Raw genomic sequence first — 14,535 nt, 5'->3', positions numbered from 1 at the left:
TCTACTTCACCTTGGTGGTGGCGAAGTTGTTGTTGGTCAGTGGGTTGATCACATAGCCTTCGACGTTCTCGCGCATGGCGGTGAACATTTTCGGATGGGCCATGCTGATCCACGGCTGGTCTTCATCGTACACCGCCAAGGCCTCGTTATAGAGCCTGGCGCGTTCGTCGTTGTCGATCACCTCGCGGGCGCGGGTGATCAGGTCCTGGAATTTCTGGTTGCACCAGCGCGCATAGTTCTCGCCGCTTTTCACCGCGTCGCAGCTGAGCATCGGCGTGAGGAAGTTGTCCGGGTCGCCGTTGTCGCCGGCCCAGCCTGCCGAGACCAGGTCGGCCTCGCCCTTCTTGGCGCGACGCAGCATCTCGGCCCATTCCATCACGCGGATGTCGAGCTTGATGCCGATCTTGGCCAGGTCCGACTGCAGCATTTCGGCGGACAGGCGCGGGTTGGGGTTGGTCGGGCCACCGCCGTTGCGGGTGAACAGAGTGATCACCGTGCCCTCCGGCACGCCGGCTTCCTTGAGCAGGGCGCGGGCCTTGTCGAGGTCGTGGGGCGGGTTCTTGTTGTCGGTGTTGTAGCCGATCATGGTCGGTGGATACGGGTTGACCCCAACCAGGGCGTTGCCCTTGCCGAACAGCTGGTCGACGTGGGTCTGGCGGTCGAAGGCCATGTCGATCGCCTTGCGCACGCGCACATCGCTCAGGTACTTGTGCTGGGTGTTCATCGAGATGTAGCCGGTAACCAGCGCCTCGATCTCGGCGACCTTGAGTTTCGGGTCGGTCTTGATCCCCGGCACGTCGTCAGGCTTGGGATACAGGGCGATCTGGCATTCGTTGGCGCGCAGTTTCTGCAGGCGCACGTTGCTGTCGGTGGCGATGGCGAAGATCAGCGCGTCGGCGGGTGGCTTGCCACGGAAGTAGTCCGGGTTGGCCTTGTAGCGGACGTTGGCGTCCTTGTTGTAGCGCTGGAACACGAACGGGCCGGTGCCGACCGGCTTGCTGTTGAGCTCGCCAGTCTTGCCGGCCTTGAGCAGCTGGTCGCCGTACTCGGCGGAGTAGATCGAGGTGAAGGCCATGGCCAGGTCGCGCAGGAAAGGCGCTTCCGGGCGGGTCAGGGTGATCACCACGGTGTGATCGTCGGTCTTCTCGACCGACTTGAGCAGGTCCTTGAAGGCCATGCTCTCGAAGTAGGGGTAGCCGACGCTGGTCTTGTCGTGCCACGGATGGTCTTTCTTCAGCTGGCGGTTCAGGCTCCACAGCACGTCATCGGCATTGAAGTCGCGGGTGGGCTTGAAGTAGTCGGTGGTGTGGAACTTGACGCCTTCGCGCAGGTGGAAGGTGTAGACCAGGCCGTCGGGGCTGACGTCCCAGCTGGTGGCCAGGGCCGGCTGGATCTCGGTGGTGCCGGGCTTGAAGTCGACCAGGCGGTTGAAGATGGCCTCGGCCGTGGCGTCGGCGGTGACGGCGGTGGTGTACTGGACGATGTCGAAGCCTTCCGGGCTGGCTTCGGTGCACACCACCAGCGGCTTGGCCGCCAGATTCGATGCGGTGCCCAGGATGACGGCTGCCAGGGCAGCGCGTAGCGGTAGCGATTTCATGGAACCTCCCTGCAGTGCTAGTTCCAGCGTAGCCGCCACGGCCCGTGGGGAGGCGGGCCGTGGCGCCAACGGTCAGAGGATGTTGAACGGAATGGTGGTGACGACGCGGAACCCGTCGAGACTGCCGTCGCTCTGTGCCTTGCTGGCACGGTGGGCGGTATAGGTGGCGCGGATGGTGGTGTCCTTCAGCATGCCGCTCTGCACCGCGTAGCTGGTACCGATGCCCCACTCGTAGTGGTTCTCGCCGTCCTGGCCGCGGACGTCATAGGCGGTGCCCTTGTAGTGGGTACCGTCGATATCCCAGCCGCGGGCGTTGTAGACGTTGAACTTCAGGCCTGGCACGCCATAGGGCGCCATGTTCAGCACATAGCTGATCTGCAGCGATTTCTCGTTCGGGCCGTTGAAGTCCGACAGCAGGGAGTTGGCCAGGTAGATGCCGTTGGTCTCATGCAGGTAGTCGAAGTACTCGTTGCCGTTGACCTGCTGCCAGGAGGCGGTGAGGGTGTGGGCCTGGTGGGTCAGGCCGAACGACAGGCTGTAGGTGTCGTTGTCGATCTCGCCCATCTTCTTGCTGCCTTCGTCCACGGTCTTGTAGTAGTTCAGACCGGTGGTCAGGCTCAGCACCGCGCTGTCGCCCAGCACGTGGTTGGCGCCGAAGTAGTACTGGTTCCAGAAGTCGTCGACCTTGGTCGCGTAGAGGCTGGTGGTCAGGCTCTTGAGCGGCTGGTAGTTGATGCCGACGGTGCTGGCTCGGTCGGTCTCGACCCCGGCGGCGCCGTACTCGCTGCGGAACTTGCTCAGGCTCTGCTCGGTACGTGGCGAAACGCGGTCGAAGGTACCCACGTCGAACGACAGGTTCTCGAACTCGGCGCTGTGCAGGAACGCGCCCTGGAAGCTCGATGGCAAGGCCCGGTTACCGATGTAGGCGATCATCGGCGTGTCGACCGACTGGCGACCGACGGTCAGCGTGGTGTTGGAGATGCGCGCCTTGACGTTGCCCAGGCCCATCTTGCTCCACTGGCCGATCGGGTCGCCGTCGCTGTGGGTCAGGGTACGGTTGTTCGGGCCGGCCACGGCGGCGCGGCCCTGCTCGAGGGCGATGGCATTGTAGGCGGCGGCCTCCACCGCAAAGCCGACGGTACCTTCGGTGAAGCCCGAGCTGTAGTTGAGGATGGTGCCCTGCACCCAGTTGTCACGGCTGTGGGTGTCGTGGCGGGTGCCGTCGCCCTTGGTGTATTTCCACAGCGGCGCGCGGGTGGCGCGTTCGCGGGCATACCAGTTGCGGGTGCTGCCGGACAGGCTCTGGCCATCGATGAAGCCTTTGGCTTCGGCCTGTTCGCTGCTGGACTTGAGCGCGAACGGCACGAAGTCCTGGCTTGCGGGTTCGGCCTGGGCGAGGGCGCAGAAGGCGCCGACGGACAAGGCCAGTGCGGTGGTTGTGGTACGAATCAACATGAAAGCTCCCTGATATTTTTCTAGTTATCACCCGGCCTTGTGAGCCGGGCTTGTCACGGTGACGCGGTACTGCAGTGTCTGCCTGGGGGTTGCCAGGCAAATCCGGGCTGCACGCTGGCGCGGGAGTGGGTCGCACTCCCGTCCGGGCGTTGCAGGGTCAATCGATGCTGACGCCGGAGAAAACGTTGCGTCCGAAGGGGCTGACCTTGAAGTCTTTCACGCTGATGCTCAGCGGCTGGTTGACCGTGGAGTGCGCGACCGGGGTGATCGGCACCTGTTGCTTGAGACGTTGCTGGGCTTGTTCGTAGAGGCTGGTGCGCTGGTCGCGGTCGGTGACCTGCTTGGCTTTTTTCACCAGCGCGTCGTATTGCGAATCGCACCACAAGGAGTAGTTGTTGCTGCCGATGGCGTCGCAGCTGAACAGGGTGCCGAGCCAGTTGTCCGGGTCACCGTTGTCGCCGGTCCAGCCGATCAGGGCGATGTCATGCTCGCCGTTCTTCATGCGCTTGAGGTATTCACCCCATTCGTAGCTGACGATGCGCACCTTGAAACCGAGCTTGCTCCAGTCGGCCTGGAGCATTTCGGCCATCAACTTGGCGTTGGGGTTGTAGGGGCGCTGTACCGGCATGGCCCACAGGGTGATCTCTGTGTCTTCCTTGACCCCGGCCTGCTTGAGCAGCTGCTTGGCTTTTTCCGGGTCGAAGGGGGCGTCCTTGATCGATTTGTCGTAGGACCACTGGGTTGGCGGCATGGCGTTGACGGCGGTCTGACCGGCATCCTGGTAGACCGCCTGGATGATCGCCTGCTTGTTCACCGCCATGTCCATGGCCTGGCGCACTTCCAGTCGGTCGAAGGGTGGGTGCTGGGTGTTGTAGGCGATGTAGCCAAGGTTGAAACCGGGTTGCGTCATTACCTGCAGCTTGCCGTCTTCCTTGAGCGCGGGCAGGTCGGCCGGGCGTGGATGCAGGGTGATCTGGCATTCGTTGCGGCGCAGCTTCTGGATGCGCACCGACGGGTCGACGTTGATCGAGAACACCAGGTTGTCGATCTTCACCCGGTCAGGTGCCCAGTAGTCCTTGTTGCCCTTGAAGCGGATCTGCGAATCCTTCTGGTAGCGCTGGAACACGAAGGGGCCGGTGCCGATCGGCTTCTGGTTGATATCGCTGGCCTTGCCGCCGGCCAGCAGGTGGTCGGCGTACTCGGCGGAGAGAATCGAGGCGAAGGCCATGGCGATGTTCTGCAGGAACGCGGCGTCGACCTTGTTGAGGGTGAAGACCACGGTGAGCGGGTCGGTCTTCTCGACCTTGGCGATGTTCTTGTCCAGCCCCATGCTGATGAAGTATGGGAATTCGGTGGGGTAGGCCTTGCGGAAGGGGTGGTCCTTGTCGAGCATGCGGTTGAAGGTGAACAGCACGTCGTCGGCGTTGAAGTCGCGGCTGGGCTTGAAGTCCTTGTTGCCATGGAACTTCACCCCGGGTCGCAGGTGGAAGGTGTACTTCAGGCCGTCCTCGGACACCTGCCAGTCGGTGGCCAGGCCCGGCTGCACGGCGGTGCCGCCACGCTCGAACTCGACCAGGCGGTTGTAGATCGGTTCGGCGGCGTCGTTGTCGGTGGCCGCGGTGTACTGGGCGGTGTCGAAGCCCGCCGGGCTGCCTTCGGAGCAGAACACCAGGTTGTTGGCGAGGCTGGCGGGAGCCTGGCTCAGCAGGCCGAGGGCAAGCAGGGTGGAGCTCAGTGTGGTCAGGCGCATGGCAGGTCCTTTGTCCGTGTTTTCAGGCAGCGGCAGGCAAAACGCGGCTGCTGCATCCCGGTCCTGACGATAGATGCGCCAGAATGCGGGAACCAGGGTTCGCTACTGATTTGGGTGCGGGAGCGTTCCGGCGAACACTAGGGAATTGCCCTGCGTATCGCCCGATCATGTCACCGCCCCGCCGCCAAACGCTGGCGGGGCGGTCACGACCGTTACTTGTCCACGCTGACCCCGTAGAAGGAGTTCAGGCCGAAGGGGCTGATCTTGAAGTCCTTCACTTTCGCGCTCATGGGCTGATACACGGTGGAGTGGGCGATGGGGGTGATCGGCACCTGCTCCTTGAGGATATGTTGCGCCTGCTTGTACAGCTCGGTGCGCTTGGCCTGGTCGGAGGTCGCCTTGGCTTGCTTGATCAGGTCGTCGTAGGGCTTGTAGCACCACTTGGAGAAGTTGTTGCCATCCATGGCATCGCAGCCATAGAGCGTGCCCAGCCAGTTGTCCGGGTCACCATTGTCGCCGCTCCAGCCGATCAGCATGGCGCCCTGCTCGCCGCCCTTGGAACGCTTGATGTACTCGCCCCATTCGTAGCTGACGATCTTGGCCTTGATGCCGATCTTGGCCCAGTCGGACTGGAGCATCTCGGCCATCAGCTTGGCGTTGGGGTTGTAGGGGCGCTGCACCGGCATGGCCCACAGGGTGATCTCGGTACCCTCCTTGATGCCGGCTTCCTTGAGCAGTTGCTTGGCCTTCTCTGGGTCGTACGCGGCGTCCTTGATGGTGTCGTCATAGGACCATTGGGTCGGCGGCATGGCGTTGACCGCCAGCTGGCCGGCACCCTGATACACCGATTCGATGATCTGCTGCTTGTTGACCGCCATGTCCAGGGCTTGGCGGACCTTGAGTTGGGACAGGGGGTTCGCTTCGTTGCTGCCCTTGATCTTGTCCATCACGTTGTAGGCGATATAGCCGAGGTTGAAGCCGGCCTGGTCGGGCATCTGCAGCTTCTTGTCTTCCTGCAGCGGCTTGATATCGGCCGGACGCGGGAACAGCGTCACCTGGCACTCGTTCTTCTTGAGTTTCTGCATGCGCACCGAGGCGTCGGTGCTGATGGCGAAGATCAGGTTGTCGATCTTCACTTCTTCAGGATTCCAGTAGCTCTTGTTGCCAGTGAAGCGAATGTTCGAGTCTTTCTGGTAGCTCTTGAACACGAACGGCCCGGTGCCGATCGGCTTCTGGTTGATGTCGGCGGGCTTGCCCTGCTTGAGCAACTGGTCGGCGTATTCGGCTGACTGGATCGAGGCGAAGTGCATGGCCATGTTCTGGATGAACGCGGCGTCGACCTGGGCGAGGGTGAACTTCACCGTGTGGTCGTCGAGTTTTTCCACCTTGGCGATGTTCTTGTCCATGCCCATGTCGGTGAAGTACGGGAACTCGGTGGGGTAGGCCTTGCGGAAGGGCTGGTCCTTGTCGAGCATGCGGTTGAAGGTGAACAGCACGTCGTCGGCGTTGAAGTCGCGGGTCGGCTTGAAGTAATCGGTGGTATGGAACTTGACGCCTTCACGCAGGTGGAAGGTGTAGGTCTTGCCGTCATCGGAGACGTCCCAGCTGGTGGCCAGGCCCGGAATGACCTTGGTGCCGCCGCGTTCGAATTGCGTCAGGCGGTTGAAGATGGTCTCGGCGGAGGCGTCAAAGTCGGTTCCGGTAGTGTATTGCCCCGGGTCGAACCCGGCCGGGCTGCCTTCGGAGCAGAACACCAGGTTGGATGCGGCGAGGGCGGAGGGAGCGCCGGCTAGCAAGCCTGCACCTACCAGGAACGGAATGACTGCGTGTTTGAGCATGGTGGCCTCATTGTTGTCATTTTTCGAATTGAGGCGGCCTCGTGAGCCGACCTGCGGATACTTATGCAGGGGGTATTCCCAATGCAACACTCAGCAGGATGGTTGACGGCAAAAACGTGGTACGGACGTACATGGATGTCGCATCCATATAACTTTGGCGAATGTTGATCGTTTGCGAGGGGGAAAAGGGCGAAAATTTCAGGATATTTCGCACTTTATGTGACAAGCAGACGCACCCGTTTGGTGCGTAGGAAAGGTCTGAAACTGCTGTCAGAGACGGTTTTGACCGCCTCTGACATCCGATTGAGTGAGTCAGGGCACCTGGACTTCGATCAGGCCATCGGCACTCATGCTCACTTCGCTGGTTCCGGCTTCGATATCCGGCGCCGGCGCGGATTCATCGGCGGCGCCCTTGGCCATCATCGCCATTGGCGCGTTACGCAGGTAAGGGCGTGGGTAACCGCTGCTGTTGAGGTTCAGGCTGACCACCTTGTAGCCTTTGCCGCCCAGGGCATCGGTGGCCAGTTGGGCACGCGCCTTGAAGGCGGCGACGGCATCCTTGAGCAACTCGTCTTCATTGGACTTGCGTGTGGCCGGGGCAATGGAGAAGTCCATGCCGCCCATCTTCAGGTCTTGCAGCAGGTCACCGGTGAGCTTGGACAGGGCCGGGAAGTCGGCGCTTTCCAGGCGCAGTTCGGCGCGCTCGCGCCAGCCGGTGATCTTCTGGCCCTTGGTGTCGTAGATCGGGTAGCTGTTGCGGCTGCCCTGGCTGATCTTCACGTCCTTGACCTGGCGGGCCTGCTGCACGGCCTTGTTCATGGTTTCGGTGATCTCCTTGGCCAGCTTGCCCGGGTCGGTGTTCTGCGCTTCGCTGTACAGCGTCACGACCATCAGGTCACGCGCCACTTCCTTGCTGACTTCGGCACGCAGCGACACCTGGTTGTAGCGTGGCTCGTCGGCCGCCAGGGCCGGCAGGCTGGCGAGCATGCCGCAGGACAGGGCAACGGCGGCGGCGCCGCGACGGGTAATGTGCATGTGGAACTCCTTGGCAGGGTAAGGCGTGGGTGAGCAGATCCGTTCCACGCATGGCCGATCAGACCGGTGACAGTGTAGAGGGTTCAAAAGTGCCATCATGAATCTATGACAAAGTGTGGCGCTTTGCCGCATCGCTGCAGTGGAGCGCCCGGCTTCGGTATACTCCAGCCGATTTTCCTGGAGCACTCAATTGGGAGAGCTCATGCTCGCCGTCGCACATCCGTTGTCCGCCACACGCCAGAACCTCTGGCGCCTGACCTTCATCCGTATTCTCGTCCTGGCGGCCCAGGCCGGCTCGGTAGGCGTGGCCTACTGGACCGAGCTGCTGCCGCTGCCGTGGTTCTCGCTGGCAGTCACGCTGGCCCTGTCGTCGCTGCTGTGCGCGTTCACCGCCCTGCGCCTGCGCCTGTCGCTGCCGGTCACCGAACTCGAGTACGCCCTGCAACTGGCCTGCGACCTGCTGATCCACAGTGCCCTGCTTTATTACTCGGGCGGTTCGACCAACCCCTTCGTCTCCTATTACCTGGTGCCGTTGGCCATCGCCGCGGTCACCCTGCCGTGGATCTACTCGTTGGTGCTCTCGGGTATCGCCCTGGTCGCCTACAGCCTGTTGCTGGTGCAGTACTACCCGCTGGAAACGCTGCCGCTGGCACGCGATACCATGCAGGTCTACGGCATGTGGCTGAGCATCGCCCTGGCCGCCGGGGTGATCACCTTCTTCGCCGCGCGCATGGCCGAGGAGTTGCGCCAGCAAGAGAACCTGCGCGCCGAGCGTCGGGAAGAAAGCCTGCGCGACGAGCAGTTGCTGGCCGTGGCCACCCAGGCCGCCGGCGCCGCCCACGAACTGGGCACGCCGCTGGCGACCATGAGCGTGCTGCTCAACGAAATGCGCCAGGACCACGCCGACCCGCTGTTGCAGGAAGACCTGCAGATCCTTCAGGACCAGGTCAAGCTGTGCAAGGAAACCTTGCAGCAACTGGTGCGCGCTGCCGAGGCCAACCGGCGCCTGGCGATCGTTGAGCAGGATGTCACCGCCTGGCTCGACGAGGCGCTCAACCGCTGGCACCTGATGCGCCCGGAAGCCAGCTACCGCTTCCAGCGCCTGCGCGACGGCGTGGTGCCGCGGCTGACGCCGCCGCCGGACCTGACCCAGGCCCTGCTGAACCTGTTGAACAATGCCGCCGATGCCTGCCCGGACGACCTGGAGGTGCGCCTGGATTGGGACGCCCAGGACATCGTCATCAGCATCCGCGACCATGGCCCCGGCGTGCCGCCGGCCATCGCCGAAGCGATCGGCAAACCTTTCATTACCACCAAGGGCAAAGGCTTCGGCCTGGGCCTGTTCTTGAGCAAGGCCAGCGTGACGCGTGCGGGCGGTTCGGTGAAACTCTATAGTCATGAGCAGGGTGGCACCCTGACCGAATTGCGCCTGCCCCATGGCAAGCGAGGAGATGCATGATGAGCGAAGAAAACCAGGTCGAAGGCGAAGAGCTGCCGCACCTGCTGCTGGTGGATGACGACGCCACCTTCACCCGGGTGATGGCCCGGGCGATGTCGCGTCGTGGGTTCCGTGTGAGCACCGCAGGTTCCGCCGAGGAAGGCTTGAAACTGGCCGAGCAGGACCTGCCCGACTACGCCACGCTGGACCTGAAGATGGAGGGCGACTCGGGCCTGGTGCTGTTGCCCAAGCTGCTGGAGCTGGACCCGGAGATGCGCGTGGTGATCCTGACCGGTTACTCGAGCATCGCCACGGCGGTCGAGGCAGTCAAGCGCGGGGCCTGCAACTACCTGTGCAAACCGGCCGACGCCGACGATGTACTGGCGGCGCTGCTCTCGGAGCATACCGACCTGGACACGCTGGTGCCGGAAAACCCGATGTCGGTGGACCGCCTGCAGTGGGAGCACATCCAGCGCGTGCTGGGCGAGCACGAGGGCAATATCTCCGCCACGGCGCGGGCGCTGGGCATGCACCGGCGCACCTTGCAGCGCAAGTTGCAGAAGCGTCCGGTCCGACGCTGAAGTCCACTGGGGGCGCTGCGCGCCCATCGCCGGCAAGCCGGCTCCCACAAGGATCATCGATGCCCTGTGGGAGCCGGCTTGTCGTGGCGACGAACCGCGACGAAAGGGCCACGTAGTGGCCCCCTGCGTTTTGTCAGGCTTTTTCTCCCGAGCGGTCAACCCGTACCGCCAGCTGTCCTGCTCCCGATGGTGCCTCGAACGCCACCTGTCCGCCTGCCGGCACTTTCGCCCGGCCAATCACCTTGCCATCACGCAGCAATTCCAGCGGCATGCCTTCCATCGACTGGCCCGAAGCCAGTTCCAGTTTGACCTTGATATTCATCGGTGACCTCCTTGTCACGCGTTGCGATCGATATAGAGAGTGGTCTTGCCGTCCAGGCTGGCAATCAGCTCCGGTGAACCTCCGCGGAACTGGCGGAACAGGTTGCGCCCGCGTTGCTTACCGTCCGCCGGCACCTGCACGCTCGGGTGGAACTGGTCGGTGAGCTCGGCATAGCCGCTCCATGGGCCAATGTACGACTCGTTGAGCTGGTCGGTGATGCTGAAGGCATAGCGCACCGCATTGCCCCGTTGCCAGTTCAGGCCATCGGGTTCACGACGCTCCCAGCCGGTGATTACCGGCGAGGTGGCAGGGGCATCGATGAAGCCGGTGGGCTTGTTCGGCTTGTAGTCCTTGAGCAGCAGGTAGGTACTCCAGCCCCACCAGTCGCCGATGCGGTTGCGGTCGTTGAGGTCGTTGACGTCCTTGCGCCGCAGCACCGCCTTGCCGTCCTGGAAGTACAGCGCGGCGAAGTTGCCGGGCACCAGGTCCTGTTCGGCGGCGTGCAGGTCGGGCGCCAGGCGCAGGGCCGAAAAGTCCTTGGCCTGGGGCACGCGGCCCTCGGCGAAGGCCTGGAACACTTCATCGGCCGAGCGCTGCACGGCGCGCGCCACTTGACGACGGTTGGCCACATCGACGCTGTCGAAGTAGCGCTTGTCGCCGTAGGCGCGCCATTGCTCGCCCTCGGCATTGCGCACGGCCAGGCCGTACTTGCTGTCCTCGTCGTGCATGAAGCGCGAGATCAGCGAGCCAACGTCGCTCGGCGTGACGGTGTCGGCCAGGGCCTTGCGCGGTACCCGCAGGTGGCCGGCGGAGAACAGGTCGGTGAGGAAGTGGTCGGCGAAGGCGTTCATCGCATAGGCCAGTTGCAGGTCGCGTTCGGCGCCGCTGGCGCGGGCTTTCAGCGCCTGTTGCAAGGCCGCGGCGTGGCCGGCCTGGTAGGCCAGCAGCGCCCAGGGGCCGAAGTGGTCCCAGTTGCTGGCGGCCAGCTTCAGGTAGCGGCCCAAGGGGAACAGGTCGGAGGCGAAGCTGCCGCCGCCGGTGATGCGGTTCCAGCGTGCCGACAGGCTGTCGCCCAGTGCCTCATAGGCTTCATGGGGCTGACGGCCGTCCTTGATGGCCTGGTTGGCTGCGCGGATTTCTTCCTGCATGACCGCGAGGATCTGTTCGGCTTCCGCCTTGGCCGCCGGCAGGCGCGCCAGGGAGTCGAACGCCTGGATGAAGCGCTCGACTCGTTCGGCGTCGGTGCCGCCATCGGCAATCGGGCGCTCGGGCACCCCATAGAAGTCGCCGCCCAGGGCGATCACCTGGCCATAGGTCAGGTTCAGGCCGTTGGGCAGCGGCAATGGCGACTGATGGGCGGGGGTGCCTGGTTGGCCTGTCTCGTAACGCAACAGGGTGTTGTCGCCGATGGCGGTGTGTTCTGCGCCTTCGAAGAACAGCTCCGGGCCGCGCTGCGCAGCATTGCCGCCAGCCGACGGTGGCGCAGGGCGGTGATACTTGAGGGTGTGGTGGCCGTGCATGACCAGCACCAGATGGCTGTCGGGGCCGGGCAGGGCGATGCCGTGCTCATCGAACAACTGGTCGAGGTCAGCGACCACCAGCGTGGCCTGGGCTTTCATGGCCGCAGGCGCTGTTTGCATTCCTGACATGATTTGCTCCTTGCAATGTCTGGATAATCCATTTTTATACTGTATGCATATACAGTAATATGCATCATATGCAGGAAATTTCCTACGTCAAGCCCCCTTTGTGCTGGCATCTGGCAGCTGTGGCGGGCGCAAGCCCCCGGCTCTCACGTATGATTGCCCTCCTAACCGCATTTCCCGGGACCACGTTGCATGCTCGCCCTTCTCATCCAGACACTGAACATCACGGCACCTGTATTCGCCATGCTGTTCATGGGCGTGCTGCTCAAGCGCATCCGCTTGATCGACGACAACTTCAACCGGGTCGCCTCCAAGCTGGTGTTCAACGTGTGCATGCCGGCGCTGCTGTTCCTCGGCATCTACCACGCCGACCTGGCGTCGGCGGTAAAACCAGGAGTGATGCTCTACTTCGTCGGCGCGACGCTGGCATGCTTCGGCCTGGCCTGGGGCCTGGCGATCTGGCGCTGCCCGCGGGCCGACCGCGGCGTCTACACGCAAGGCGCGTTTCGCGGCAACAATGGCGTGATCGGCCTGGCACTGGCGGCCAGCCTGTATGGCGACTACGGTATATCCCTCGGCGCGGTGCTGGCCGGGCTGGTGATCCTCATGTACAACTCGCTGTCGGCGGTGGTACTGGCGGTGTACAGCCCGGACCTGAAGTCCGACCCGTGGAGCATCTGCAAGAGCATCTTCAGCAACCCGTTGATCCTCAGCGTGCTGGTGGCAACACCCATGGCCTACGGCCAGGTGCCGCTGCCCAACTGGCTGCTGACCTCCGGTGACTACCTGGCCCAGATGACCCTGCCGCTGGCGCTGATCTGCATCGGCGGCACCCTGTCGCTGGCGGCCCTGCGCGACAGCGGCAGGCTGGCCGTCGATGTCAGCCTGGTGAAGATGGTCTGGCTGCCGCTGCTGGGCACCCTGGGTGCCTGGCTGTGCGGGTTCCGTGGTGCCGAACTGGGCATCCTGTTCCTCTACATCGCCAGCCCCACTGCGGCGGCCAGCTATGTGATGGCGCGGGAGGCCAACGGCAACCATGAACTGGCGGCGTCGATCATCGTGATCACTACACTGATGGCCGCCATCACCACGAACATCGGGATTTTCTTCTTGCAATGGGGTGGATGGATCTAGTGTGGTGTTTCACAAATAACGACCATAACTCGCGGCTTTTTATTGGTCGTATTTGCAAAACACCACACCAGCTCAGTTGCAAGCAAAACCAATAACACTGCCTCACCTAAAGGACACTTCATGCAAGACCAGAGCACGCCCGAGCGCTTGCAGCGCGGGCTGAAGAATCGTCATATCCAGCTGATCGCGCTGGGCGGGGCCATTGGCACCGGGCTGTTCCTGGGCATCGCCCAGACCATCCAGCTGGCCGGCCCGTCGGTGCTGCTGGGCTACGCCATCGCCGGCCTGATGGCCTTCCTGATCATGCGCCAGCTGGGCGAGATGGTGGTCGAGGAGCCGGTTGCCGGCAGCTTCAGCCACTTCGCGCACCAGTACTGGAGCGAGTTCGCCGGTTTCGTCTCGGGCTGGAACTACTGGGTGGTGTATGTGCTGGTCGGCATGGCCGAACTCACGGCCGTGGGGATCTATGTGCAGTACTGGTGGCCGGACTTCCCCACCTGGGCCACTGCGGCGATCTTCTTCGTGGTGATCAACGCCATCAACCTGACCCAGGTGAAGGTATATGGCGAAATGGAGTTCTGGTTCGCCCTGGTCAAGGTGGTGGCCATCGTCAGCATGATCGGTTTCGGCGCCTGGCTGCTGAGCAGCGGCCACGGCGGGCCGGATGCCAGCGTCGCCAACCTGTGGCAGTACGGCGGCTTCTTCCCCAATGGCGTCACCGGGCTGATCATGGCCCTGGCGGTGATCATGTTCTCCTTCGGTGGGCTGGAGCTGGTGGGCATCACCGCCGCCGAGGCGGCCAACCCGCGTGAGAGCATCCCGAAGGCGACCAACCAGGTGGTCTATCGCATCCTGATCTTCTACATCGGCGCGCTGGCCGTGCTGTTGTCGCTGTACCCCTGGCAGAAGGTGGTGCAGGGCGGCAGCCCATTCGTGATGATCTTCCACGAACTGGACAGCGACCTGGTGGCGACCATCCTCAACATCGTGGTGCTGACCGCCGCGCTGTCGGTCTATAACAGCTGCGTGTACGCCAACAGCCGCATGCTGTTCGGCCTGGCCACGCAGGGCGACGCGCCGCGCCAGCTGCTCAAGGTCAGCCGCCGTGGCGTGCCGCTCACCGCGCTGGGTGTATCGGCGTTCGCCACCGGCCTGTGCGTGCTGATCAACTACCTGATGCCGGGCGAGGCCTTTGGCCTGCTGATGGCCCTGGCGGTGTCGGCGCTGGTGATCAACTGGGCGAGCATCAGCATCACCCACCTGAAGTTCCGCAAGGCCAAGCTGGCGGCCGGCATCACGCCGTTCTACAAGAGCCTGTGGCACCCGCTGAGCAACTACCTGTGCCTGGCGTTCATCGTGCTGATCCTGGTGGTGATGTACCTCACCCCGCCAATCCGTATCTCGGTGATGCTGATCCCAGCGTGGATCGCCGTGCTGTGGGTGGCCTTCCGGATGAAGAAGGCACGTCAGGCCTGATCTGCCCCATGTCGGTTTGAAGATGGCAGTGGCGATAACATCGCCACTGCCAACCACGAAACTCGCATTTCTTGTTCTTGTTCTTGTTCTTGTTCTTGTTCTTGTTCTTGTTCTTGCTCTTGCTCTTGCTCTTGGTCTTGCTCTTGCTTCTAAGCGCACGGTAGCTCAGGCGCCGCCGATTGCGACTTCAGGAGGCCGAGTGCAGGGCTTGCGTAGGGAGGCGACGGGCATGGATGCCCGTCGAGCGCCGATCAGGCCATGGA

The 14,535-nt window shown here is 63.2% G+C and carries 11 protein-coding genes; 4 read left to right on the top strand and 7 right to left on the bottom strand.

Features of this window, described 5'->3' with window-relative positions:
• Window position 1: 1 nt before the first annotated feature.
• The 5 genes from AC3WL2_RS09105 to AC3WL2_RS09085 form a co-directional block, all read right to left on the bottom strand.
• Window positions 2–1,597, bottom strand: coding sequence for an ABC transporter substrate-binding protein (locus tag AC3WL2_RS09105; RefSeq protein ID WP_102684914.1), 1,596 nt, complete (start codon window positions 1,595–1,597; stop codon window positions 2–4).
• 72 nt (window positions 1,598–1,669) lie between these two features.
• A complete protein-coding gene (locus AC3WL2_RS09100) occupies window positions 1,670–3,052 on the bottom strand; it encodes an OprD family porin (protein ID WP_404940935.1) in 1,383 nt (460 codons plus the stop codon).
• A 157-nt stretch (window positions 3,053–3,209) separates the two neighbouring features.
• Window positions 3,210–4,802, bottom strand: a complete 1,593-nt coding sequence (locus AC3WL2_RS09095) for an ABC transporter substrate-binding protein (RefSeq protein WP_102684913.1) — start codon at window positions 4,800–4,802, stop codon at window positions 3,210–3,212.
• A 212-nt stretch (window positions 4,803–5,014) separates the two neighbouring features.
• Entirely contained in the window at window positions 5,015–6,640 is a 1,626-nt protein-coding gene (locus tag AC3WL2_RS09090) for an ABC transporter substrate-binding protein (RefSeq protein ID WP_102684912.1), read from the bottom strand.
• A 312-nt stretch (window positions 6,641–6,952) separates the two neighbouring features.
• The gene (locus tag AC3WL2_RS09085; protein ID WP_102684911.1) at window positions 6,953–7,675 is read right to left on the bottom strand and encodes an SIMPL domain-containing protein; all 723 of its coding nucleotides are present in this window, start codon (window positions 7,673–7,675) and stop codon (window positions 6,953–6,955) included.
• Between the two features lie 202 nt (window positions 7,676–7,877).
• On the opposite strand from AC3WL2_RS09085, the gene AC3WL2_RS09080 reads away from it, so the two are divergent.
• Both AC3WL2_RS09080 and AC3WL2_RS09075 read left to right on the top strand, forming a co-directional pair.
• Window positions 7,878–9,134 carry an ATP-binding protein gene (locus AC3WL2_RS09080; RefSeq protein WP_102684910.1) on the top strand — a complete coding sequence of 419 codons (1,257 nt, stop codon included), beginning with the start codon at window positions 7,878–7,880 and terminating at the stop codon, window positions 9,132–9,134.
• A complete protein-coding gene (locus AC3WL2_RS09075; RefSeq protein ID WP_023632665.1) occupies window positions 9,134–9,694 on the top strand; it encodes a response regulator transcription factor in 561 nt (186 codons plus the stop codon). The genes AC3WL2_RS09080 and AC3WL2_RS09075 overlap by 1 nt, the downstream gene beginning before the upstream one ends.
• A gap of 133 nt (window positions 9,695–9,827) precedes the next feature.
• On the opposite strand, the gene AC3WL2_RS09070 is transcribed toward AC3WL2_RS09075, so the two are convergent.
• Together AC3WL2_RS09070 and AC3WL2_RS09065 are read right to left on the bottom strand one after the other, a co-directional pair.
• Window positions 9,828–10,016: a hypothetical protein gene (locus AC3WL2_RS09070; RefSeq protein ID WP_102684909.1), complete on the bottom strand. Its 189-nt coding sequence runs from the start codon at window positions 10,014–10,016 to the stop codon at window positions 9,828–9,830.
• 14 nt (window positions 10,017–10,030) lie between these two features.
• Complete coding sequence (locus tag AC3WL2_RS09065; protein ID WP_102684908.1) at window positions 10,031–11,665, bottom strand: phospholipase; 1,635 nt, start codon at window positions 11,663–11,665, stop codon at window positions 10,031–10,033.
• Window positions 11,666–11,854: 189 nt separating this feature from the next.
• On the opposite strand from AC3WL2_RS09065, the gene AC3WL2_RS09060 reads away from it, so the two are divergent.
• Both AC3WL2_RS09060 and AC3WL2_RS09055 read left to right on the top strand, forming a co-directional pair.
• Window positions 11,855–12,796, top strand: a complete 942-nt coding sequence (locus tag AC3WL2_RS09060; RefSeq protein WP_102684907.1) for an AEC family transporter — start codon at window positions 11,855–11,857, stop codon at window positions 12,794–12,796.
• Between the two features lie 120 nt (window positions 12,797–12,916).
• Window positions 12,917–14,272, top strand: a complete 1,356-nt coding sequence (locus AC3WL2_RS09055; RefSeq protein ID WP_046854285.1) for an amino acid permease — start codon at window positions 12,917–12,919, stop codon at window positions 14,270–14,272.
• Window positions 14,273–14,535: the final 263 nt, after the last annotated feature.

This window comes from Pseudomonas sp. FW305-96 (genome assembly GCF_058783825.1).
This window is presented reverse-complemented; position numbering and strand designations above follow the sequence as displayed.

Coding starts and splice junctions, on each gene's coding strand:
- AC3WL2_RS09055 (WP_046854285.1), top strand. CDS start 12,917: ATGCAAGACCAGAGCACGCCCGAGCGCTTGCAGCGCGGGCTGAAGAAT.
- AC3WL2_RS09085 (WP_102684911.1), bottom strand. CDS start 7,675: ATGCACATTACCCGTCGCGGCGCCGCCGCCGTTGCCCTGTCCTGCGGC.
- AC3WL2_RS09100 (WP_404940935.1), bottom strand. CDS start 3,052: ATGTTGATTCGTACCACAACCACCGCACTGGCCTTGTCCGTCGGCGCC.
- AC3WL2_RS09060 (WP_102684907.1), top strand. CDS start 11,855: ATGCTCGCCCTTCTCATCCAGACACTGAACATCACGGCACCTGTATTC.
- AC3WL2_RS09070 (WP_102684909.1), bottom strand. CDS start 10,016: ATGAATATCAAGGTCAAACTGGAACTGGCTTCGGGCCAGTCGATGGAA.
- AC3WL2_RS09105 (WP_102684914.1), bottom strand. CDS start 1,597: ATGAAATCGCTACCGCTACGCGCTGCCCTGGCAGCCGTCATCCTGGGC.
- AC3WL2_RS09080 (WP_102684910.1), top strand. CDS start 7,878: ATGCTCGCCGTCGCACATCCGTTGTCCGCCACACGCCAGAACCTCTGG.
- AC3WL2_RS09095 (WP_102684913.1), bottom strand. CDS start 4,802: ATGCGCCTGACCACACTGAGCTCCACCCTGCTTGCCCTCGGCCTGCTG.
- AC3WL2_RS09090 (WP_102684912.1), bottom strand. CDS start 6,640: ATGCTCAAACACGCAGTCATTCCGTTCCTGGTAGGTGCAGGCTTGCTA.
- AC3WL2_RS09065 (WP_102684908.1), bottom strand. CDS start 11,665: ATGTCAGGAATGCAAACAGCGCCTGCGGCCATGAAAGCCCAGGCCACG.
- AC3WL2_RS09075 (WP_023632665.1), top strand. CDS start 9,134: ATGAGCGAAGAAAACCAGGTCGAAGGCGAAGAGCTGCCGCACCTGCTG.